The organism is Epibacterium sp. Ofav1-8 (assembly GCF_022348185.1).
Classification (GTDB): domain Bacteria; phylum Pseudomonadota; class Alphaproteobacteria; order Rhodobacterales; family Rhodobacteraceae; genus Epibacterium.
The window spans coordinates 226,438-247,873 of the sequence record NZ_JAKRFD010000004.1; the positions used below are offsets into that span (position 1 = coordinate 226,438).

The following is a 21,436-nucleotide window of genomic DNA, read 5'->3' on the forward strand; positions in this document are numbered from 1 at the left end:
GGCGTTTTCCGGCTTGTCTGCCTCCTCCGCAGGTGGACAAATCCCACCCGGGCTGCGAGGGTCCACGCAACAAGCCGAGGAGCATCAACCGACCATGTCCCCCCGCAAGATTATCATTGATACCGACCCCGGACAGGACGATGCGGTTGCCATCCTGCTGGCGCTTGGCTCTCCTGACGAGATTGACCTGCTGGGGATCACCACGGTGGCCGGAAACGTGCCGCTGGCGCTGACGCAAAAGAACGCCCGCATCACCTGCGAGGTGGCAGACCGGCCCGAGGTCAAGGTCTTTGCCGGCTGCGATGCGCCGCTGGAACGTGCGCTTGTCACGGCCGAGCACGTCCATGGCGGCACCGGTCTCGATGGCCCCGACCTGTTTGAGCCCACCATGCCCTTGCAGGACCAGCATGGGGTCGACTTCATTATCGACACCCTGCGCGCCGAGCCCGCCGGAACCGTGACGCTCTGCCCGCTCGGGCCGCTGACGAATATTGGCGCGGCCTTTCGCAAGGCTCCGGATGTCATTGATCGGGTTCAGGAAATCGTCCTGATGGGGGGCGCCTATTTCGAGGTTGGCAATATAACCCCCGCCGCCGAGTTCAACATCTACGTCGACCCCGAGGCGGCGCAGGAGGTTCTGGCCTCCGGTGTCAGGGTCACCATGATGCCGCTCGATGTGACCCACAAGGCGCTGACCTCGCGCGCACGGGTTCAGGCCTTTCGCGACCTTGGCAGCCGCGTCGGCAGTTTCACTGCGGAGATGCTTGATTTCTTTGAACGGTTTGATGTTGAAAAATACGGCTCCGAAGGGGGGCCGCTGCATGACCCTTGCGTGATCGCCTATCTGATCCGGCCAGAGCTGTTCTCCGGTCGTCACATCAATGTCGAGGTTGAAACCTCCTCGGCTTTGACGCTTGGGATGACGGTTGCCGATTGGTGGGGCGTCACGGATCGCCCGGCCAATGCGCTGTTCATCGGTGAGGTCGACGCAGATGGGTTCTTTGCCCTGCTGACCGAACGGCTGGGGCGGCTATGAGCGCCTCGCTGCATCTGGCCCGTCCCGAAGACCTGGAAAAGCTGCTGACGCTGGTCCAGGGGTTTCACGCCGAAGAGGGCATCGACAGCACGGATGAGCAGCGACGCGGCGCGCTGCTGCCGCTCCTTGAGGGGATCCCCTATGGGGCGATCTACCTGATCGGGCCGGTGCGCGCCGATCGGCTATATCATCGTGACCTTCACCTGGTCGGTGGAATTTGGCGGGCTTGACGGGATGATCGACGAATTCTTCATTCGCCCCGCCGTGCGCGGGCGCGGCATCGCCACCGAAGTGCTCTACGCCCTGCCCCGCACCCTCGCCGAGGCCGGCGTGCATGCGCTGCATCTGGAAGTCGACCGCGACAACGAAGCCGCCGTCAAACTGTATTCCCGCGCCCGGTTCGAGGCGCGCGAGCGCTACGTGCTGATGAGCCGCAAGCTGTAGTCCGCGCGCCCGGCGCCGCTCAGTTGCCGGAAATCAGGCGCGTGCCGCTGGCAGAGGCGATCTGCTCATCCCCGACGGCGAACAGGATCGAACAGGCCCCGTCGCAGGCGTGGCCCTGGGCCATGACGGTGGCCAGACGGACCCCCTGATCCTGCGCCACGGCCAGAATGCCCGCAATTCGCCTGGCTGCGGCCTCATCGCCGCCGCTCCCGGCCAACCAGATGGCGATCGGCGCATAACGCGGCTCTTCCAGCATGGCGGCTTCAAAATGATGCAGGAAAGCGCCGAAATCGACCGCGTTGATCTCGCCATCCAATCGCAGCCCGCCGGGAACCCGGCTCCAGCCTGCATTTGCCTGTGGTGCCTGCACAACCGCCGCGCCGATCAGGCTTGCCATCAGCGCGGCTGACAGGCGGTTCACTCGAAACATGACACACCTCCAAAAGGTTACGAGGTGTCGCAGTTCTTGATTTGCGACGTCGTCAAGCGTGTCATAAAGTCGTTACAAAAGATATATCACGGGGGACAGGCGCCCTGCCGCCCCGCAACCTGTGGCCGGATCGCCTAGATTTTCGGCAGCGGGAAAGGGGCATCAAATCCGCTGTCCATCAGGCTCTCCTCAAAGGGAAATTCGGACAAAAGCTCGATGCCGCTGTCGGTCACCAGCACCTGCTGTTCCAGCTTGACGCCTTCGCGACCGCCCTCCTCGCCGATGTAGCTTTCGACGCAGATGGTCATGCCGGCCTCGATCACCCCGTCATAGCCCGCATCCGGGAAATCGCCGTGGTGGTAGAGGTAGGGATACTCCCCCGTCATGCCGCAGCCATGCGAGGACAGGTAGTAGCGGTTGGCGTAGTATTTCGCCGGAATGTCCCAGGCGCGGTCTGCGTAGTCGCGAAAGCTCATGCCCGCCTTCAGGATGCCCATGTTGTGATAGACCTGCTCCACCGCCGTCTGGTAGAGCGCGCGCTGGGTGTCGGTCGGCTTGCCCGGACCGGCGTGGAACGTGCGCGAGAAATCGGAATAATAGCCGTGGCAGCCCACCACATCGGTGTCCAGCGCCACCAGTTCGTTCTCGCCGATCACATGGTTGGCGGTCTCCTGGAACCAGGGATTGGTGCGCTCGCCCGCGTTCAGCAGCCGGGTCTCGCAATAATCGCCATTCTGCTCGATCACCGATTTGTGCAGCACCGACCAGAGTTCGTTCTCCGTCAGCCCCGGGCGCAGCGCATTGCGCAGTTTGTGCACCCCGACCTCGGTCGCCCGCAAGGAGGCGCGCACGCATTTCATCTCCTCGTCGGATTTGATCGCGCGGGCCATCTCCACCGGCTCCTGCGCATCGACGATGGTAAAGCCTTCCTCCTTCATCGCAATGGCGGTGCCCGCATTCATCCGCTCCATGCCGACGATGGCGCCCTTGCCCACCAGAGACGCAATCAGATCACCCATTTCGCGGGCCCATTTGCGCTCCCGCTCGGCAATCTCCGGCCCCGCCGCCACAAAAGAGGCGGTCATCGCCGGGCGCACCTCGTCCACCGTCTCGTATCCATCTGCCAGATGCAGGCAGCCGGTGAATTCGAACAGGATCGTCTTGGCCTCGGTCACCAGCAGATAGCGCGAGGGGGCGTTGCGCATGGAAAACACCTGCATGTTGCGGGTGCCGGTGGCGTAGCGGATGTTGATCGGATCCGACAGGATCACCGCGCCAACGCCGCGCTTTGCCATTTCCTTGCGCAGCTGCCCCAGCCGGTAAAGACGCACGGCCTTCAGGTCGATCCCCTCACTCTCCGGTGCCCGGTCCAGGAGCGCAATACCGCTCAGGTCGCTGCGTTCTGCGTGCCAGTCGAAATTTGCCATCGGGCAGATCCTTCTCAAGGTGCGTTTGCTTGGCGCCAGTCTGACGCAGCACGCGGGGCTTGTGAAATTCCAAATTCCCGGCCATTTTCCCAACCTATGGTTATGAAAAACTATCGCCGGAACCTGCCGCCTCTGGACGGGCTGATGTTCTTTGAGGCCGCCGCGCGGCACATGAATTTCTCGCGTGCGGCGGAGGAGCTGCTGGTGTCGCAGACCGCCGTCAGCAAACGCATCCAGCAGCTGGAAGCCCATCTTGGCCGCGCCCTGTTCCTGCGCGACGGGCGCAGACTGCGGCTCACCGCCGAGGGCGAGAGCCTGCGCGACCACGCCAGCCTGTTGCTGGATTTTGCCGAAATGACTCTCTCGAACCTGATCCAGCGCCCAGATGCGGCAGTGCGGATCGCCGCCAACAGCGCCGTCTCGCTGTTCTGGCTTACCCCCCGTTTGCGCAGCTTTGGCCTCTCGGCCGAGGCCGCGCCGGTGGAAATGGTCACCACGGATCAGATCGGGGCGCTGTTGGATGGCGGCAACGACCTCGCCATTCTCTACGGCAATGGCCATTGGGAGGGCATGGACTGCGTTTCGCTGTTTGCCGATGTCATGCTGCCGGTCGCCGCCCCGGAGGTCGCAGCCCAAATGCGCCCGGATCGGTGTCTGGCCGATCACGATCCCGAAACCGCACCGCCATTGCTGACATTCGACCGTCTTTCGCCAGATTGGACCAACTGGCAGAACTGGCCGGGCTTGCCCAACCTGGCGGGGTGGAAAACCCTTCCATGCCGCACCTATGCGCAGTCCATCGGCCGGGCGCTACAGGGCGATGGCATTGCACTCGGCAGCCGCCATCTCCTCGATTTCGAACTCAGTAGCGGGGCGCTGGTGCCGCTGCTGCCGGAACTGCCGCACCCGCGCAATGGCTACTATCTGGCCCATCAGACCAACCGCCCTCTGTCCGACGCGGCAACCCGCCTTTACAGGAGCCTCCTGTCGCGCTGACACTGCTTGGGTCCGGTCAGACCCGCACCAGCGGCACATGCGGCGCACAGCTTTCCGGGATCAGCCCGGTCAGCCGGGGATCGTCCGCGATTTCCACCGCGCGCCGATAGGGCACAAAGCCCGACCGGATGTAGAACGCCAGCGCCGGCGCGCTGTCGAGGGTGCAGGTGTGCACAAAGAACCGCGAGATCGGTCGCTTGAACGCACGCTCCAGCGCATGCTCCATCAGCCACCGGCCCACGCCACCGCCGGTCAAGGCAGGCGACAGCCCCAGAAACGACAGCTCGCAGGCCCCGTCCTGCATCCATTCCAGTTCCAGCAGCCCGAGGTCGGTGCCATCCTTCTGCACCGTCCAGACTTCGACGCTGTCCGATGCCAGATGCGCCTCCAGTGCCGAGGGCTCCATCATCAGCCGCGAGAACCACAGGTATTCCTCCCCGACCAAACGGTAGAGGTTGAGATAGGCCTCGGCAGAGGGCGCGTCCTGCAGCTGCACACTCAGTTCCGGCAGATCCGGAACCGCGCGCGGCTCGGGGCGCTGCGTCATCTCAAGATAGGTCACCACCGAAGCGATCTTACCGGGCGCAAGCTCGGTGATTCCATCAGGCAGGGTCATCGGGTCCTCCAACGGGTCAAAGGTCAGTTGCCACAGGCTAGTTCACCACAAGAGCCCAGCACAACCCCCTGCCCTAAAACGAAAAACGCCCCGGATCTCTCCGGGGCGCCCGTCACGGTCAAAGGCGGGATGCTCAGCCCTTGAGGATCGAACGACCGGCGTATTCCGCGATCTCGCCGAGGGTTTCCTCGATGCGGATCAGCTGGTTGTATTTCGCGAGCCGGTCAGACCGCGCCAGCGAGCCGGTTTTGATCTGACCACAGTTGGTTGCAACGGCGAGGTCGGCGATGGTGGCGTCCTCGGTCTCGCCCGAGCGGTGCGACATCACGTTGGTATAGCGCGCGCGATGCGCCATATCGACCGCTTGCAGGGTCTCGGTGAGCGAGCCGATCTGGTTCACCTTCACCAGCATGGAGTTGGCACAGCCGCGCTCGATGCCTTCTGCCAGACGCACCGGGTTGGTCACGAACAAATCGTCGCCCACCAGCTGCACCTTGTCTCCGATCTGGTCGGTCAGCGCCTTCCAGCCGTCCCAGTCATCCTCGGACATGCCGTCCTCGATCGAGATGATCGGGTAATCCGCAACCAACGCGGCCAGATAGGCGGCGTTTTCTTCCGAGGTCAGGGTCTTGCCCTCGCCGGACAGGACGTATTTGCCGTCCTTGTAGTATTCGGTCGCAGCGCAATCGAGCGCCAGATAGATGTCCTCGCCGGGCTTGTAGCCGGCCTTCTCGATGGACTTCAGAATGAAATCAAGCGCTTCGCGGGTGGAGGCAATGTTGGGCGCAAAGCCGCCCTCGTCGCCGATCCCGGTGGACAGGCCCGCCGCCGACAGCTCTTTTTTCAAGGTGTGGAACACCTCGGAGCCCATGCGCACCGCGTCGCGGATGTTCTCCGCAGAGACCGGCATGATCATGAATTCCTGAATGTCGATCGGATTGTCCGCGTGCTCGCCACCGTTGATGATGTTCATCATCGGCACCGGCAGAACTCGTGCCGAGGTACCGCCGACATAGCGATAGAGCGGCTGGGTGGTGAAATCGGCTGCCGCCTTGGCCACCGCCAGCGACACGCCGAGGATGGCGTTTGCGCCCAGACGGCTCTTGTTGTCGGTGCCGTCGAGTTCGATCATCGCACGGTCGATGGAGACCTGCTCGGTGGCATCAAAGCCGACCAGCTCATCGGCGATCTCGCCATTGACGGCCGCAACCGCCTCAAGCACGCCCTTGCCCATGTAACGGGACGTGTCGCCGTCGCGCTTTTCCACTGCCTCATAGGCACCGGTCGATGCGCCAGACGGCACCGCCGCGCGGCCCATGGTGCCGTCTTCGAGAACGACGTCGACTTCGACGGTGGGGTTGCCCCGGCTGTCGAGGATCTCGCGGGCGTGGATGTCGATAATGGTGCTCATCGCAAATGGTCCCTCACTGTGACACGATTTGCCCCCGGTCATAGCAAGCCCGTGTAAAAAGTAAACCGGAGGCGTTATCGCTAACGGATGTATTTCGAGAGGTTTAACCCTAACATTGGAAAATTTTCGCCAGCCCACCGATTGCCGCCCTGCAGGCCACGACAAAAATGACGCAGCAGGACCGGGAAGCCTCGGAGTGATAGCGCTCACCCTTGCGCCCGATCCTTAACAGGTCAAGCATGCGCGCATGTCCAAACCCGTCCGATTCCACGAATTTCTTCTCAGCAACGCGCCCTATCTTTCGGCGGGTGTGCTGCTGACCTTCCTGTCGAGCTTTGGGCAGACCTTTTTCATCTCGGTCTTTGCCGGGCAGATCCAGACGGAGTTTGGTCTCAGCCATGCGGGCTGGGGCGGGCTTTATATGGTGGGCACCACAGCCTCGGCCCTGGTGATGGTGGCGGCGGGGGGCCTGTCGGACATTCTGCGGGTGCGCCAGCTCGGTGCGCTTGTGCTCTGTGGACTGGCGGCGGCCTGTGTGCTGATGGCGCTCAATCACAGCTACTGGGTCTTGCCACTGTCGATATTCGCGCTGCGGTTCTTTGGTCAGGGCATGAGCACCCACCTGGCGATCATCGCCATGGCGCGGTGGTTTGTCGCCACGCGCGGACGGGCGCTGTCGATTGCGGCCCTTGGCGTATCGCTCGGCCAGGCCCTCTTGCCACTGATCTTTGTGGCACTGATGACGATACTGGACTGGCGCACGCTCTGGCTGGTCAGCGCCGCTGTCTGCCTGATGGGCGCGCCCGTGTTGGTGCGGCTGCTCTCACAGGAACGCACGCCGCAATCCTCCTCAGAGGATGTCAGCAGCACCGGCATGGACAACCGCCACTGGACCCGCTGGGAGGCCCTGCGTTCGCCGGTGTTCTGGCTGATGGTGCCGTCCAATCTGGGACCCGCGGCCTTCACAACGGCATTCTTCTTTCACCAGCTCCATTTCGCGACTACGAAAGGCTGGACCCTTCTGGAACTGGTGGCGTATTTCCCCTTTTTCACCGTGATGTCGGTCGTTTCCATGCTGGTGGCGGGCTGGGCGCTGGACCGCTGGGGCGCAACACGGCTGATGCCGCTTTATCAGCTGCCCCTGGTCGCGGCCTTCGTCATCTTTGCCACCGTCTCCAGCGGCGTGGGCATGGCTGCGGGGTTCTTCTGCATGGCCGCCTCGGTCGGGGCGCATTCGGTGTTGCCCAGTTCGTTCTGGGCCGAAGTCTACGGCACCCGCAGCATCGGCGCGATCAAGTCACTCGTGATGGCGGTCATGGTCTTTGGTACCGCCGTCGGGCCAGGCCTGACCGGGCTGCTGATCGATCTTGGCATCAGCTTTGACAAACAAGGCTATGGGATCGCGGTATATTTCCTGCTCACCACCCTCTGCATGGTGATCGGTGTCGCTGCGGCACGCGGGCGGCTGATCGCCGCACCCGCCTGAGATCAGGCGGGCTGTACCGCCATCCGCGCGGCGCGACGGGCCAGACGCCGTTCACGCACAAAGGTATAGAGCCCGGTGGCAATGATCAGCGCCGACCCCAGCAATGTCATCGCATCGGGGCGCTCGGCAAACACGATCGCGCCGCCAATCATCGAAAACACCAGGCGCGAGTAGCGAAACGGCGTGATGACCGCCGCATCGGCGATCCGCGTCGCGGTGACGATACCGTAATAGGCAATGACTCCGAACAGCGTGCCGCAGGCAAGCATGCCCCACTCGAACGAGGTCGGCGCGACCATCTGCTCGCCTGTGAGCAGCAACAGAAGCGCCCCTGCCACAACCACCGCCGCATAGGCCTGCACGCTGACGATCGACGACGGGATGCTGACATTCATGCGCCGGGTCATCAGATCCCGCGCCGCCACACAAAGCACCGAGATCAGCACCAGCAGCGCGTTTGGCTCAAACCCCTCGAGACCGGGACGAATGATCAGCAGCACCCCGACAAAGCCGACAAAGATCGCGCTCCAGCGGCGCCAGCCCACCTGCTCGCCCAGAAACAGGGCCGCCCCCATGGTGATCGCCAGGGGCGTGGCCTGAAACACCGCCGCCACCACGGAGATATCCACCAGCGCCAACGCGGTGGCAAAGCTCATCGCCGCCCCACCCTCTGCCAGCGCCCGCAGGATTGGCATCATCCGCCAGGCTGCCGGATTGCGCAGGCTTTGCCGCTGCACCGTCAGGGCCAGGAAGAACACCACCCCGGCGCCCAGTCCGATCAGGATCAGGATCTGTCCCACCGGCAAGCCGCCGGACAGCTGCTTGATGAACAGGTCCTCGATGGTGAACCCCACCATGGCGACCAGCAGCAGCAGAATACCTTTAACGTTGTCCATGGGGTGCATCCTCATACGGCGGCGAAGTCGGGGTTGCTTCGGCATCGCGCGATGCGACCGGTTGACGCAAGCCGGAAAACGTCGCGGCCTCACCAGAGTTTGTGACGCCAGCCATGACAATTCGTGATGAAAGGGCGACGATCAGCCGTCGTTCTTGATCGGAACGCCGTAGAGTTCCAGCTTGTGACCCTTCAGGCGATAGCCCAGCTTTGCGGCGATCTTTTCCTGAAGCGCCTCGATTTCGGGGTCGCAGAACTCGATCACCGCGCCGGTGTTGAGGTCGATCAGGTGGTCGTGGTGGTCGCGGTCCGCATCCTCGTAGCGCGCGCGCCCATCGCCGAACTCCAGCCTGTCGAGTATGCCGGATTCCTCGAACAGTTTCACCGTGCGATATACCGTGGCGAGGGAAATCCCGTTATCGATGGCGTTGGCGCGGGCATGCAGCTCTTCGACATCGGGGTGATCGAGGCTTTCCTGAAGGACGCGGGCAATGGTCCGGCGCGGTCCGGTCATGCGCAGGCCCTGCGCCTCGCAGCGGGAAATGATCGTGTCGGTCATGCCTGTCTTATCCCTGTCACTCGATGCGGGGGTCCTTGCTTGGCGCTTCTTTTTAGCGAATGCAACCCCCGTCGAAAACAGCCAAGTCACACAACAGGTCATTGACATTTACCGCACGGGCCGCCATTTGGCCTTCAGGCATACCCTCTGCCGCGTGAGCAGAGCCCCGTGACCACGCCGCCCCGCAAGGGACCGGCGCGTGATCTCCGGCCGGATCCCGGCAGGACGTCACAGACATATCGGGGGCTGATCAGGGATGCCATGGTTCCAAGATCACGCGTGGGGCTAGTTGCGAGAGATCGGCCAGACGGCATGCGGCCGTCCGGGTCTGAGGTCTCCGCCCCACTGAATGATCGGGAGGTACGGCTGAACGCCTGCCCCCGAAACGGCTGTGCGCCTGCGGGCGGCAGCCGTTGAGAGGACGTTGAATGACTGAATTTTCCACGATGGACCTGCCCAAGCACCTGCACACCCGCATGGAAGCCATGGGCTTTAACACTCCCACCCCCATTCAGGCGCGCGCGATTCCGCATGCCCTGAACGGTCAGGATGTTCTGGGTCTCGCCCAGACCGGCACCGGCAAGACCGCGGCCTTTGGTGTGCCGCTGGTGGCGCAGATGCTGGCATATGGCCACAAGCCCGCCGCCGGGACCGTGCGCGGTTTGATCCTTGCCCCGACGCGCGAGCTTGCAAACCAGATCGCCGAAACCCTGCGTGGCCTCACCGAAGGCAGCCCGCTCAAGACCGGGCTGGTGGTGGGGGGTGTCTCCATCAATCCACAGATCAACCGGCTGTCCCGTGGCACCGACATTCTGGTCGCCACCCCCGGACGTCTCTTGGATATTCTCGACCGCAAGGCGCTGGATCTGGGATCTTGTGACTTTCTGGTTCTGGACGAGGCCGACCAGATGCTTGATCTGGGCTTTATCCACGCCCTGCGCAAGATCGCAGCGCTTCTGCCCGAAAAGCGCCAGACCATGCTGTTCTCGGCCACGATGCCCAAGCAGATGAACGAGATCGCAAATGCCTATCTCAAGAGCCCCGTGCGCATTGAGGTGACCCCTCCGGGTAAGCCCGCCGCCAAGGTCACCCAGTCCGTGCATTTCATTGCCAAGGCAGAGAAACTCAGCCTTCTGAAGGAGTTGCTGGCCAAACATGATGGCGAGCGCACGCTGGTGTTTGGCCGCACCAAACACGGCATGGAAAAGCTGATGAAGGTGCTGGACAAGGCAGGTTTCAAGGCGGCGGCGATTCACGGCAACAAAAGCCAGGGCCAGCGCGAGCGGGCGTTGAAGGCCTTTAAGTCAGGCGAGATCACCGTGCTGGTGGCCACCGACGTGGCCGCGCGCGGCTTGGATATTCCGGATGTGAAATACGTCTACAATTACGAGCTGCCCAATGTGCCGGACGCCTATGTGCACCGGATCGGCCGCACCGCGCGTGCGGGCAAGGATGGTCAGGCCGTGGCCTTCTGTGCCCCGGATGAGATCGGCGATCTGAAGGCGATCCAGAAGACCATGAACATCACCATTCCCGTGGCCTCGGGCCGCGCCTGGGAAGAACTGCCCGATCCGGCCGCCAAACCCGCACGTGGTGGTGGCGGACGTGGTCGCCCCGGTGGCGGTGGTGGCCGTGGCAAAGGCAGCGGCAAACCCGGTGGTGGGCGCCGTCGCTTTGGCGGGGGCAAACCCGACGGTCAGCCCGGTGGTGGCGAAGCCCGGAACCCCGCTGGCGGTGGCGGGCGGCGTCGGCGCCAGTCCTGAACGAAGCGCTCTTTCGAGCAGCGCGACTACGTCGCGCAGGCTCAAGATCCGTGGATCTTGAGCCTCCCTCCCGGGCATTCTCCCGCCCCTTTCACAGGCGCTAAAGCGCCAACAAAAGCGTTGGGCCGCGCAGGCCGCGCCAAAGGCGCGGCCTGCGCCCCCGGGCGACGCGGAACGCGGCGCAAAACCTCTTGCCTTGGCAGGGCAGACCCGTCTGCTCAGGTGCCGCAGAACGTCGCCTGCACCACCTCATCCTCCGCAGGTGGGCGGCGCAGGTCTGCAAATTCTTCGCTGGTCTCAAACGGCGACGCCAATGCGGTCATCAGGCGCTCAAACGGGGCATAATCACCTGCCACCGCCGAGGCGATCATCTGCTCGATCCGGTGATTGCGCGGGATCAGAACCGGGTTGGCGCGCGCCATTCGCGCTTGGGTATCAGTTTCACTTTTTATACGCTCTTTCCAGCGCGCCTCCCAGGCGTCAAAGCTTGCAGGCTCAAGAAACTGATCGCGGGCATGTCCCTCCAACAGCGCGCGGAAGCTATTGGTGAAATCGGCCTGCCCCTGTGCCATCACTTGCAGCAGATCGCTCACCAATTCCAAATCGCCCTCAGCGACAGTGCCGATGCCGATCTTTGCACAGAACCGGCGCAGCCAGGCTTCCTGCAACAGATCCGGCATGGCATGGACGATTTCGGTTGCTTCATCCAGCACGCTTTCGGGATCATCCTCCAGCTGGATCAGCGCCGTGGCAAGCTGAGCGAGGTTCCAGACCGCGATCTGCGGCTGGTTCGCATAGGCATAGCGCCCGGTGCGATCAATCGAGGAAAACACCCGGTTCGGATGATAGACATCCATAAAGGCGCAGGGGCCGTAATCGATGGTTTCCCCTGCGATGGAGGAGTTATCCGTGTTCATCACGCCATGAATGAACCCCACGCCCATCCACGCGGAGATCAGCTCTACCTGTGCATCCCGCACTGCTCGCAACAGCCCCATCGGCCCCTGCGCCTCCGGGTAGTGGCGTGCAATGGCATAGTCCGTGAGGGTCCGCAGCGCCTCGTGATGGCCGCGCGCGGCAAAGATCTGAAAGGTGCCCACGCGCAGATGGCTCCGCGCCACGCGGGTCAGAACCGCCCCGGGCAAGCCGCCCTCGCGCCAGACCGTCTCGCCCGTTTCCACGGCCGCCAGCGCCCGCGTGGTCGGGATGCCAAGCGCGTGCATGGCCTCAGAGACGACATATTCCCGCAGAACCGGGCCGAGCCATGCGCGCCCGTCGCCATTGCGCGAATAAGGCGTGGGACCCGAGCCTTTAAGCTGGATATCACGGCGAATGCCATCGGTGCCCACAACCTCGCCCAAAAGCACCGCGCGCCCATCGCCAAGCTGCGGGTTGTAGCTGCCAAACTGGTGCCCCGCATAAAGCTGCGCCAACGGGTCAGCCCCCGTGGGCACCACATTGCCGCCAAAGATGTCAGCCAGTTCCTCATCGCGCCCGCGGGTGATCCCCAACCTGGCGGCAAGCGCGTCATTGAAGGCAATGAGCCGAGGGGACTTTACCGGGGTTGGCGCCTGCCGGCTGTAGAACTCGGGCGCAAGTTGCGCATATGTATTGTCAAACGGGATATCGAGGGTCATGGGCCAAACATATGCCGCCCCACCCGAATTACCACCCGCAATCACACCAACTCCGGAGCCGAAGTGCATGACGCAGGACATGAGCGCAGATAAGATTATCCAGATCCTTGGACTGGAACGTCACCCCGAGGGCGGCTGGTACCGCCAGACCTGGGTTGAGGACGTCGGCGAAGACACCCATCGTTCCTCGTCTCGGCCCTGTGGCACCTGCATCTACTTCCTGCTTGGCGCAGGCGAGCGCAGCCACTGGCACCGGGTCGATGCCACGGAAATCTGGCTCTATCACGCAGGCGCGCCGCTCATCCTCTCCCTTTCAGAAACCGACCAAGGCCCCGCCAGAGATCACCTCCTGACCCCAAACCTGCGGGAGGGCCGCCCGCAGGTGATTGTTCCCAAAGATCACTGGCAAGCCGCACGCAGCACTGGCGCGTGGACATTGGTCAGCTGCACGGTGTCGCCGGGGTTTGAGTTTTCCGGCTTCACCCTCGCGCCCGAAGGCTTTGACATTCCACGCAACTAACCACGCCTGAGGTATTTCGCTTCGGGCAAAGCCCGAAGCGACCCGCGCCGCGCAGCCGTTCCGGCTGCGCGGCGCTCGGCCCAACGGGAGCGGGTGCATTTCATATGCTGCCCGCGACGGGCGGGAGCCTCCCCGCATCTAAGAAACATATTAACTGGCGCGCGAAGCCCAACCCTCTGGCACCGTCACAATGCCGCCGCCGACGCAGGCGCGCACGCCGGTTGTGCGGGGTGCGGAGGTCGCCATGCCCCGCGCCACCCGCACCGCCAGATAGGCAAAGGCCTGTGCCTCCAGCATATCGCCATCCAACCCAACCGCCTCCACTGGCTCCACCGGGCAATCCAGCGACACGCTGAGCATTTCCATCAACACCGGATTGTGCCGCCCCCCACCGGTGACCAGCACCTTTGCAGGGGCCTCCGGGCAATGGTCCATCCCCTGCGCCACCGCAGCGGCGCACATGGCTGTAAGCGTGGCGGTGGCATCCGCATCGCTCAACTCGGTCACAAGGCCAATCATTTCCGGAAAATCATTTCGGTCCAGAGACTTCGGCGGCATCCTTGAGAAATAGGGCTCTGCCAGAAACAGCTCCAGCGCGCCATTCTCGACCACACCTTCACTGGCCACCTTGCCGCCCTCATCCATCTGCAGGCCAAGACGCGCCTGCAGGAAATCATTGATCGGCGCATTGGCAGGCCCTGTGTCAAACGCCAGCAAGGCGCCTGCATCCTCGGGACACTCCACCCGCGGATCGACATAGGTGAGATTGCCGACCCCGCCGAGGTTCAGAAAACACAACGGCTCCGTTGCACCAATGTAGCGCGCGCAAGCGTGGTGAAAGAACGGCGCCAGCGGCGCGCCCTCGCCGCCCATACTGACATCATCAGTGCGGAAGTCCCAAACCACCGGTCGCCCCAGTGCCTCCGCCAGGGAGCCACCGTCGCCCACCTGAAGCGTGCCCTGCAAGCGCGGCGCATGGGCCACCGTCTGGCCGTGAAATCCGATCAGATCCACATCCAGATGATCCTTCATCACCTCGATATGCGCGGCTTCAACCACCCGTGCCGCAGCCGTCACCGCATCGCCACTCCATTGGCCGAGGGCCGCCCGCAACACCTCACGTTCCGCGCTTGAATAGGCGCGATAGCCCGTCTCGCCAAAGCCGAAAATCGCCTGTCCGTCGGTCTCCAGGACCGCAACATCCACCCCGTCGAGCGATGTCCCGCTCATCGCCCCCAACGCCCGCACCGGGCCTGACTTGGATATGGCTCTGCCCATCTCTGCACTCTTCCTTGCAAAACCGGGCCGTCCCGCCCGTTGGCAGACATATTACACCGCGCATTTTGTCCCGAAAACAGGTTCCAACCCTTCGCGATGCGATTTATACAGCCGCTTGCATATTCAAAAGCCGAGGCATGCTATGACCTACCATCCGAAATCGGACTTCATCGCGATCATGATGGAACGCGGGTTCCTGGCGGATTGCACCGATTATCAGGGTCTCGATGAGGCGCTGGTGAGCGGTACGCAGACGGCATATATCGGCTATGACGCCACGGCGCAGTCGCTGCATGTGGGTCACCTTCTGAACATCATGATGCTGCGCTGGCTGCAAAAGACCGGCCACCGTCCGATCACCCTGATGGGTGGCGGCACCACCAAGGTCGGCGATCCCTCCTTCCGCTCGGACGAACGCCCTCTGTTGGGGCCCGAGCAGATCGACGCCAATATCGCCGGCATGCAGAAGGTATTTGCCAAATACCTCGACTACGGCGAGACCGGCGCGATGATGCTCAACAACGCCGAGTGGCTGGACGATCTCAATTACCTTGAGTTCCTGCGCGACATCGGGCGGCATTTCTCGGTGAACCGGATGCTGTCGTTTGAAAGCGTGAAATCGCGCCTGGATCGCGAGCAGTCGCTGTCCTTCCTCGAATTCAACTACATGATCCTGCAGGCTTATGACTTCCTCGAGCTGAACCGCCGCTATGGCTGCGTTCTGCAGATGGGCGGCTCGGATCAATGGGGCAATATCGTCAACGGCATCGACCTGACACGCCGGGTGCTGGATCACGAGATCTTTGGCCTGACGTCGCCGCTCTTGACCACCTCGGACGGGCGCAAGATGGGCAAATCTCAAGGTGGCGCGATCTGGCTCAATGACGAGATGCTGAGCGCCTATGAATTCTGGCAGTTCTGGCGCAACACCACGGACGCCGATGTGGGGCGGTTCTTGAAGCTCTATACCGAGCTGCCGGTTGCGGAATGCGACCGTCTGGGCGCGCTGCAAGGGTCCGAGATCAACGAGGGCAAGATCATCCTCGCCAATGAGGTCACGACGCTCCTGCACGGGGCCGAAGCCGCCAAAGCCGCAGAGGCCACCGCGCGCGAAGTGTTCGAGAAAGGCGGCGTTGGCGATGACCTTCCGACCCTGTCGCTCTCGGCTGCAGAGCTGGGCGACGGTATGTCGATCGTGCAGATCATTGTAAAATCAGGTCTGGCCAAATCCGGCAAGGAAGCCAAGCGGCTGATCTCTGAGAATGGCGCAAAGCTCGATGATGCGCCGCTTACGGATGCGGGGTTGATGATCGACGCGGCAGCGCTTGCGTCGCCGATCAAGCTCTCTGCGGGCAAAAAACGCCACGCGCTGGTGCAGCTCGACGGCTGAGCCTTCATCACAGATCAATACCTGTCAGGAGGGGCGATGCCCCTCTTGGCCTACGGCCCATTCACCCCAGGATATTTGGGGTTAGCAGAATGTGCTCTGTGATTTCGCACCTTTCGGCTTCCGCGTTAGAGGAAGGCGAAATCGATCAACGTCAGGATGACAAAGGTTGGGATTGACAGAACCGTGGCGATCAGCAGCGCCGCGCATTTTGTCATGCGCGCGCCGGGGGCGGTTTTTCCGTAGATTTTAACGGCCTTTTTCATGCTCTCATTAACCATGAATTAGGTTTCCATCCTGTTAATGGCGTCATGTTTGATCTTGGCTCCGCAGCTGTCATGCCCCGCACCCTGAAGCGTACAGAAACCATCCGCGCGCTCCCGCAATCGACCGAGTTTTCGCGCGCTCTGCAGATGCTCGGGCAGCCCCCAATGCATCTGGACCGCATGCAGGATATGCTCGTGCTGCGGCGGAAGATCTGGGGCCTGCCGGTTGCGATGATCAACCGGGCGGAGTTTCACAAACCCGCGCGCCTGCTGGAAATTCTGCAGGAAGAAGGGCTGCGGCGCACCCCGGTGATCCTGTCGCCGGAGCGCCCGGTGCCCGAGCTTGCGCGCCTCGGGGCATTGCCCCTGATGACTCCGGCCAGTGTCGGGGTTCTGGATATCCATCCGGATCGTACGCTGCGACGCCGCGGGCTTGAGCAGAAATGGCGCAACCGCCTGTCTCATGCCGAAACGCAACCGCTGCGGATCATCCGGCAGAATATGCCGATGGCCCCCGATCACTGGCTCCTGCGCGCGGATGCCGCCCAACAGCAGAAACGCCGCTATCGCAGCTGGCCCACCGCGCTGACCCTGGCCTACGGCGAGGCCAATCGCGGCGCGGCCAAGCTGTTTGAGGCGCATGAGGGGCGCGAGACGGTGGCGGGCATTCTGGTGCTCACCCATGGCGATGGCGCCACCTATCACATTGCCCACAGCACGGACCGCGGGCGGGTTTTGTCGGCGCATAACCTGTTGATGTGGAGTGCAATGGACTGGCTCGCCAGCAAGGGCATTCGCCAGCTCGATCTTGGGGTGATCAACACCGAGGATGCCAGCGGGCTCGCACGGTTCAAACTGGGGACCGGCGCCCGTCTCGAACGGCTCGGTGGGACGTGGGTCTATTGGCCGCCGCTGGGGCGGCGACTTGCGCCTCTGGCCTCGATCGACCTGAACCTGATGGGCACCTGATCCAAGGGCCAGGAGCCCGGGACAGCACTGGACAGTCTCCTCTTGCCGTGGTTATTTGAACGCATGTTCATTTCATGGGAGGAGCGGGACAGATGAAACTCGCAACCACACGCGCCGTGGTCACTGGCGGCGCATCCGGTCTGGGCGAGGCCACCGCCCGTCATTTCCGCAGTGCGGGCGCTGAGGTGACCATTTTGGACCGTGATGTTGATCGCGGCACCAAAATCGCCGAAAGCATCGGTGCGCATTTTGCTGAAACCGATGTGACCAGCGAGGACAGTGTTGGGGCTGCAATCGCGCTGGCGGTGGAGAAAATGGGCGGCTTGAGCGCGGCTGTGAACTGCGCCGGCATCGCCCACGCGATCAAGACAGTTGGCCGCGATGGCCCGCATCCCCTTGGCGCGTTTCAGAAAACCGTCGATATCAATCTGGTCGGAAGCTTCAACGTTTCGCGTCTGGCGGCGGCAGAGATTGCAAAAAACAGCCCCGAAGCAGATGGCGCGCGAGGCGTCATCATCAACACCGCTTCGATCGCCGCTTTTGACGGTCAGAAAGGCCAAGCTGCCTATGCGGCCTCAAAGGGTGGTATCGTGGGCATGACCCTGCCCATGGCACGAGATCTGGCCTCTTCGGGGATTCGGGTGATGGCGATTGCGCCGGGGATTTTCATGACGCCGATGCTGGCGGGCCTGCCCGAAGAGGCACAAGCCCAGCTTGCCGCCGATGTGCCAAACCCCGCTCGACTGGGGCAGCCGGAGGAATACGCGCATCTGGCCGGGTTTATCGTCGAAATGGGCTATCTGAATGGCGAGGTGATCCGCCTCGACGGTGCATTGCGGATGCGTTGACGCCCAGCTGTCAACGGCGGGAACCCTCCCGCCCGTCCTCACCGCCCCAAAGGGACGGATCGATCCCGTTGGGCCGAGCGCCGCGCGCGCCCCGCAGGGGCGCGCGCGGCGCTGGTCGCTTCGGGCAAAGCCCGAAGCGAAACACCTCATCCGGCCGCTTTTTCTTCCAAGAGCAGCCATTCCTCTTCGGATGCGGCCAGTTTTTCCTGACGCTCCACAAGCGCCTCAGTGGCTTTCTTGAACTTCACCGGTTCGCGTGTGAACAGCTCCGGATCTGCCATCAGCTCTTCGAGCTTGGCGATCTCCTTTTCCAGCCGGTCAATCTCGTCGGGCAGCGCCTCAAGCCGGTGCTTTTCCTTGAAGCTGAGCGCCTCTTTGGGCGTTTCGACCTTTGGCTTCGGCTTAGAGGCTTTTGTTTTTTCGACCTTTTCGGGTCCCTCAACCGGCGCGCGCTGTGCGAGGTAGTCGCTCCATCCGCCCGCATAGGCCGTGGCCTGCCCCTGCCCTTCCATCGCCACCGTCGTGGTCGCCACACGATCCAGAAAATCGCGATCGTGGCTCACGAGCAGCACGGTGCCGTCATAGGCGTCCAGAAGCTCCTGCAGCAGGTCCAGCGTCTCCACGTCGAGATCGTTGGTCGGCTCGTCCAGCACCAGCATATTCGACGAGCGCGCCATCAGTTTGGCCAACAGCAGCCGGGCCTTTTCACCGCCCGAAAGCGAACGCACCGGCGCGCGGGCTTGGCGCTCATCAAAAAGGAATTCCTTCAGATAGCCCACCACATGTTTGGGCTGTCCGCGCACCATCACCTGATCCGCCTTGCCGGAGACCCCCATCAACGGATCGGCGGTGAGGTTCTCCCACAGGCTCGAATCACCATCGAGCTGATCACGGGTCTGATCGAACACGGCGATTTCCAGATTGGTGCCCAGTTTGACCGTGCCCTCATCCGGGGTTTCCTGCCCCAACAGCATCTTCAACAGCGTCGTCTTGCCCACCCCGTTGGGGCCGACAAAGGCCACGCGCTCGCCGCGCTGCACTGTGAGGGAGAAGTGGTTGAGGATCTGCTTGTCGCCAAAGCTCTTGGCGATGCCCTCGGCCTCGATCACCTTACGGCCGGATTTTGGCCCCGCCTCCAGCTCCATCGCCGCCGCGCCCTGCCGCTTGATCTGGCTGGCGCGTTCGGATTTCAGATCCTGCAAGGCGCGCACCCGGCCCATGTTGCGTTTGCGCCGGGCCGAGATCCCCTCAACCGCCCAGCGGCTCTCGGATTTGATCAGCCGGTTGAGCTTGTGGCGCTGCATATCCTCGTCTTCCCAGACCTTGTCGCGCCACGCCTCGAAATGCTCAAACCCCTTGTCTTGACGGCGTACTTGACCGCGGTCCACCCAGAGCGTGGCGCGGGTGAGTGCGCGCAGGAACGCCCGGTCGTGCGAGATCAGCACAAAGGCGGCGCGCGTCGCGGCGAGCTCGCTCTCCAGCCAGGAAATCGCTTCAATATCAAGGTGGTTGGTCGGCTCGTCCAAGAGCATCAGCTCGGGCGCCTCGGCCATGAGTTTCGCCAGCGCCGCGCGACGACGTTCCCCACCCGAAGCGGTCTCCACCGGGCGGGCGGGGTCGAACTTCAGCCCTTCGCCCGCGCGCTCCACCTTATAAAGCTCGCCGGGCTCCAGCTCAGAGGCGGCAAAATCCCCCAGCGTGGCAAAGCCCTCCATCTTGGGGTCCTGCTCCATATAGCCCACGGAATTGCCGGGCGGGATCACGATGGAGCCGGCATCCGCCTCCACAAGACCGGCCATGACTTTCATCAAGGTCGATTTACCCGACCCGTTGCGCCCCACAAGCGCCACCCGGTCACCGGGCTGCACCACGAGGTCGAGGTCGGAAAACACCGGATCGCCACCAAAGGTCAGCGAAATCCCGGACATCTGCAAAAGAGGAATACGTGCCATAGGAGCGGAGCTAAACCGCGCCGCTGCCTTCGTCAACGTATCATGAGATGCACAAGGTGCGCCTAGCCCGCAACAGCACGCAGCAGGCGCTTGCGGGCGGGCGGGATGGCACCGATTTCAAGGCCGGTGAACACATGCAGCGTGTTCATATGCCGGTCGACCACCGCGTGATCGCTGACCCAGCCGCCCATCATCAGATAGGTGCGCAGCAAGGGCGGCATCCGGAGCATCGCTTTCTTGGCGTCAGGTTTGCGGCGCAGCCGTGCGGCAAAGCGGAACACATCGGGTGCCTTTACTCGGGGCAGCCAGCGTTTGGGGGCCAGATGGCGATGTTTCAGCATCGCAAAGGCATCCAGATAGTCTTCGGTCTCGGTCCCGGCAAACGACGAACAGCCAAACAGCATCTGGATGTCTTCGCGATCCACAAAGGTGGTCATCGCCCCCCATGCGACGCGCAGAATGTCCGGGTCGTTCCAGCCCTGATGGATGCAGAACCGGCCCATTTCCACCATGCGCCCCTCAAAATCCTGCAGCCCCGAGAGATCGTAATACTGCGCCGAATAGGTGCGCGCGACCTCAGCACCGCCCTCCAGAACCAGCATGCGGAAACAGCACACCAATGCCCCGTTGCGTATGTCTTCGACCAAAACATGAGCGCAGGTGTCGTCAAACTCGTCGCGGTCGATTTGCGCGGTGCGAAAACACAGCGTCCGCAGCGCCTGAACAGCGGCAACATCCGCAGCGCGCGTTGCAAGCCGGGCACGGTATCGCCCCTTGCTCAGCAACAGGCCGTCATCATCACTGTCGGTGGGGCGGGAAGAGCGGGAGGGAATCGCCATTATGTGCTCGCGTCTGCTCATGTTTCCGTCGCAACCATCCCGTCCGGGACGAGATGTTGCGCTTTGCTATCATGACACATGTGAAGCTCGAGTGACGAATTCACCCCCTGCTGCCGGATTTCACGCCTGAGGGGCGGCGTGAACCGCGTTACTGTTGCAGGAAGCTGCCCGGGTTGAAGTTGCCCAGGTTGCCGATCAGCTGACGCAGGAAGGTCTTGTCCTGCAAGCTCGAATCGGTGACCCGGCGCTCCAGCGGGATCGCGCGGCCGTCCTCCAGCGTGTAGCGCTGCACGCTGTCCACCACGCCGCGCCCGTCAAAGGTGATCGCCACCAGATCGCGCGAGACCACCTGCGGCGCCTTGGCACCATAGAATTTCATCCGCGAGGTCACATAATAATAGCCGCTGTCATCCACCAGAGAGTCGATGGTGGGCTCCCCGACGGTTTCCGCCACCGAGTCGCGGGTGTCGACGCCGACCACCACCTCGTTCAGCAATTCGGGACCGGGCACCCAGCCATGTTTGCGATATTGCGCCGTACAGGCCGTCACGACGACAACGGAGCCGACCAGTAACGCGGTCCGCAGCACGGATTTAACGGTCTTCGGTGTTGCAAACATGCGCATCCCCTGCCCATCGGCTTGATTAAGACTGAAGTCCCGATTACCTAAACCGGGC

The 21,436-nt window shown here is 62.8% G+C and carries 20 protein-coding genes and 1 pseudogene; 9 read left to right on the forward strand and 12 right to left on the reverse strand.

The window, feature by feature from the left end; all coding sequences use genetic code 11:
• Positions 1-94 precede the first annotated feature (94 nt).
• Together MHM97_RS08495 and MHM97_RS08500 are read left to right on the forward strand one after the other, a co-directional pair.
• Positions 95-1,036 (forward strand): nucleoside hydrolase, encoded by a 942-nt coding sequence (locus MHM97_RS08495; RefSeq protein WP_239321801.1) that lies wholly within the window; start codon positions 95-97, stop codon positions 1,034-1,036.
• Positions 1,033-1,480 (forward strand): annotated as a pseudogene (locus tag MHM97_RS08500) (GNAT family N-acetyltransferase). The gene MHM97_RS08495 and the pseudogene MHM97_RS08500 overlap by 4 nt, the downstream one beginning before the upstream one ends.
• 19 nt (positions 1,481-1,499) lie before the next feature.
• Here MHM97_RS08500 and MHM97_RS08505 read toward each other — a convergent pair.
• Together MHM97_RS08505 and MHM97_RS08510 are read right to left on the reverse strand one after the other, a co-directional pair.
• On the reverse strand, positions 1,500-1,910 hold the full coding sequence (locus MHM97_RS08505) for a hypothetical protein (protein ID WP_239321803.1): 411 nt from the start codon (positions 1,908-1,910) through the stop codon (positions 1,500-1,502).
• A 134-nt stretch (positions 1,911-2,044) separates the two neighbouring features.
• Positions 2,045-3,337, reverse strand: a complete 1,293-nt coding sequence (locus MHM97_RS08510) for a M24 family metallopeptidase (protein WP_239321805.1) — start codon at positions 3,335-3,337, stop codon at positions 2,045-2,047.
• A gap of 102 nt (positions 3,338-3,439) precedes the next feature.
• On the opposite strand from MHM97_RS08510, the gene MHM97_RS08515 reads away from it, so the two are divergent.
• Positions 3,440-4,333, forward strand: coding sequence for a LysR family transcriptional regulator (locus MHM97_RS08515; RefSeq protein WP_239321807.1), 894 nt, complete (start codon positions 3,440-3,442; stop codon positions 4,331-4,333).
• 16 nt (positions 4,334-4,349) lie between these two features.
• Here the strand turns inward: MHM97_RS08515 and MHM97_RS08520 are convergent, their stop codons facing one another.
• Positions 4,350-4,949, reverse strand: a complete 600-nt coding sequence (locus MHM97_RS08520) for a GNAT family N-acetyltransferase (protein WP_239321809.1) — start codon at positions 4,947-4,949, stop codon at positions 4,350-4,352.
• Positions 4,950-5,082: 133 nt separating this feature from the next.
• Positions 5,083-6,360 carry a phosphopyruvate hydratase gene (gene eno, locus MHM97_RS08525; RefSeq protein ID WP_239321811.1) on the reverse strand — a complete coding sequence of 426 codons (1,278 nt, stop codon included), beginning with the start codon at positions 6,358-6,360 and terminating at the stop codon, positions 5,083-5,085.
• 247 nt (positions 6,361-6,607) lie between these two features.
• On the opposite strand from eno, the gene MHM97_RS08530 reads away from it, so the two are divergent.
• Positions 6,608-7,846 (forward strand): MFS transporter, encoded by a 1,239-nt coding sequence (locus MHM97_RS08530; RefSeq protein ID WP_239321813.1) that lies wholly within the window; start codon positions 6,608-6,610, stop codon positions 7,844-7,846.
• A gap of 2 nt (positions 7,847-7,848) precedes the next feature.
• Here the strand turns inward: MHM97_RS08530 and MHM97_RS08535 are convergent, their stop codons facing one another.
• Together MHM97_RS08535 and MHM97_RS08540 are read right to left on the reverse strand one after the other, a co-directional pair.
• Positions 7,849-8,742 (reverse strand): DMT family transporter, encoded by an 894-nt coding sequence (locus MHM97_RS08535; RefSeq protein WP_239321815.1) that lies wholly within the window; start codon positions 8,740-8,742, stop codon positions 7,849-7,851.
• Positions 8,743-8,883: 141 nt separating this feature from the next.
• On the reverse strand, positions 8,884-9,300 hold the full coding sequence (locus tag MHM97_RS08540) for a Fur family transcriptional regulator (RefSeq protein ID WP_239321817.1): 417 nt from the start codon (positions 9,298-9,300) through the stop codon (positions 8,884-8,886).
• A 428-nt stretch (positions 9,301-9,728) separates the two neighbouring features.
• On the opposite strand from MHM97_RS08540, the gene MHM97_RS08545 reads away from it, so the two are divergent.
• Complete coding sequence (locus MHM97_RS08545) at positions 9,729-11,063, forward strand: DEAD/DEAH box helicase (RefSeq protein WP_239321819.1); 1,335 nt, start codon at positions 9,729-9,731, stop codon at positions 11,061-11,063.
• A 218-nt stretch (positions 11,064-11,281) separates the two neighbouring features.
• Here the strand turns inward: MHM97_RS08545 and MHM97_RS08550 are convergent, their stop codons facing one another.
• Positions 11,282-12,700 carry a protein adenylyltransferase SelO gene (locus MHM97_RS08550; RefSeq protein WP_239321821.1) on the reverse strand — a complete coding sequence of 473 codons (1,419 nt, stop codon included), beginning with the start codon at positions 12,698-12,700 and terminating at the stop codon, positions 11,282-11,284.
• Between the two features lie 79 nt (positions 12,701-12,779).
• On the opposite strand from MHM97_RS08550, the gene MHM97_RS08555 reads away from it, so the two are divergent.
• Complete coding sequence (locus tag MHM97_RS08555) at positions 12,780-13,220, forward strand: cupin domain-containing protein (RefSeq protein ID WP_239321823.1); 441 nt, start codon at positions 12,780-12,782, stop codon at positions 13,218-13,220.
• A gap of 150 nt (positions 13,221-13,370) precedes the next feature.
• Here MHM97_RS08555 and MHM97_RS08560 read toward each other — a convergent pair whose 3' ends face one another.
• Complete coding sequence (locus MHM97_RS08560; RefSeq protein ID WP_239321825.1) at positions 13,371-14,498, reverse strand: anhydro-N-acetylmuramic acid kinase; 1,128 nt, start codon at positions 14,496-14,498, stop codon at positions 13,371-13,373.
• Between the two features lie 142 nt (positions 14,499-14,640).
• Here MHM97_RS08560 and tyrS point away from each other — a divergent pair, with 142 nt between their 5' ends.
• Positions 14,641-15,888 (forward strand): tyrosine--tRNA ligase, encoded by a 1,248-nt coding sequence (gene tyrS / locus MHM97_RS08565; RefSeq protein WP_239321827.1) that lies wholly within the window; start codon positions 14,641-14,643, stop codon positions 15,886-15,888.
• A gap of 125 nt (positions 15,889-16,013) precedes the next feature.
• Here the strand turns inward: tyrS and MHM97_RS08570 are convergent, their stop codons facing one another.
• Entirely contained in the window at positions 16,014-16,166 is a 153-nt protein-coding gene (locus tag MHM97_RS08570; protein WP_239321829.1) for a hypothetical protein, read from the reverse strand.
• 30 nt (positions 16,167-16,196) lie between these two features.
• Between MHM97_RS08570 and MHM97_RS08575 the strand changes: the two genes are divergently transcribed.
• Complete coding sequence (locus tag MHM97_RS08575; RefSeq protein ID WP_239321831.1) at positions 16,197-17,120, forward strand: GNAT family N-acetyltransferase; 924 nt, start codon at positions 16,197-16,199, stop codon at positions 17,118-17,120.
• Between the two features lie 92 nt (positions 17,121-17,212).
• Complete coding sequence (locus MHM97_RS08580) at positions 17,213-17,968, forward strand: SDR family NAD(P)-dependent oxidoreductase (RefSeq protein ID WP_239321832.1); 756 nt, start codon at positions 17,213-17,215, stop codon at positions 17,966-17,968.
• Positions 17,969-18,114: 146 nt separating this feature from the next.
• Here MHM97_RS08580 and MHM97_RS08585 read toward each other — a convergent pair whose 3' ends face one another.
• The 3 genes from MHM97_RS08585 to MHM97_RS08595 form a co-directional block, all read right to left on the reverse strand.
• On the reverse strand, positions 18,115-19,920 hold the full coding sequence (locus MHM97_RS08585; RefSeq protein ID WP_239321834.1) for an ABC-F family ATP-binding cassette domain-containing protein: 1,806 nt from the start codon (positions 19,918-19,920) through the stop codon (positions 18,115-18,117).
• A gap of 62 nt (positions 19,921-19,982) precedes the next feature.
• Positions 19,983-20,759, reverse strand: coding sequence for a GNAT family N-acetyltransferase (locus MHM97_RS08590; RefSeq protein WP_239321836.1), 777 nt, complete (start codon positions 20,757-20,759; stop codon positions 19,983-19,985).
• A gap of 148 nt (positions 20,760-20,907) precedes the next feature.
• Entirely contained in the window at positions 20,908-21,378 is a 471-nt protein-coding gene (locus MHM97_RS08595; protein WP_239321838.1) for an outer membrane protein assembly factor BamE, read from the reverse strand.
• Positions 21,379-21,436: the final 58 nt, after the last annotated feature.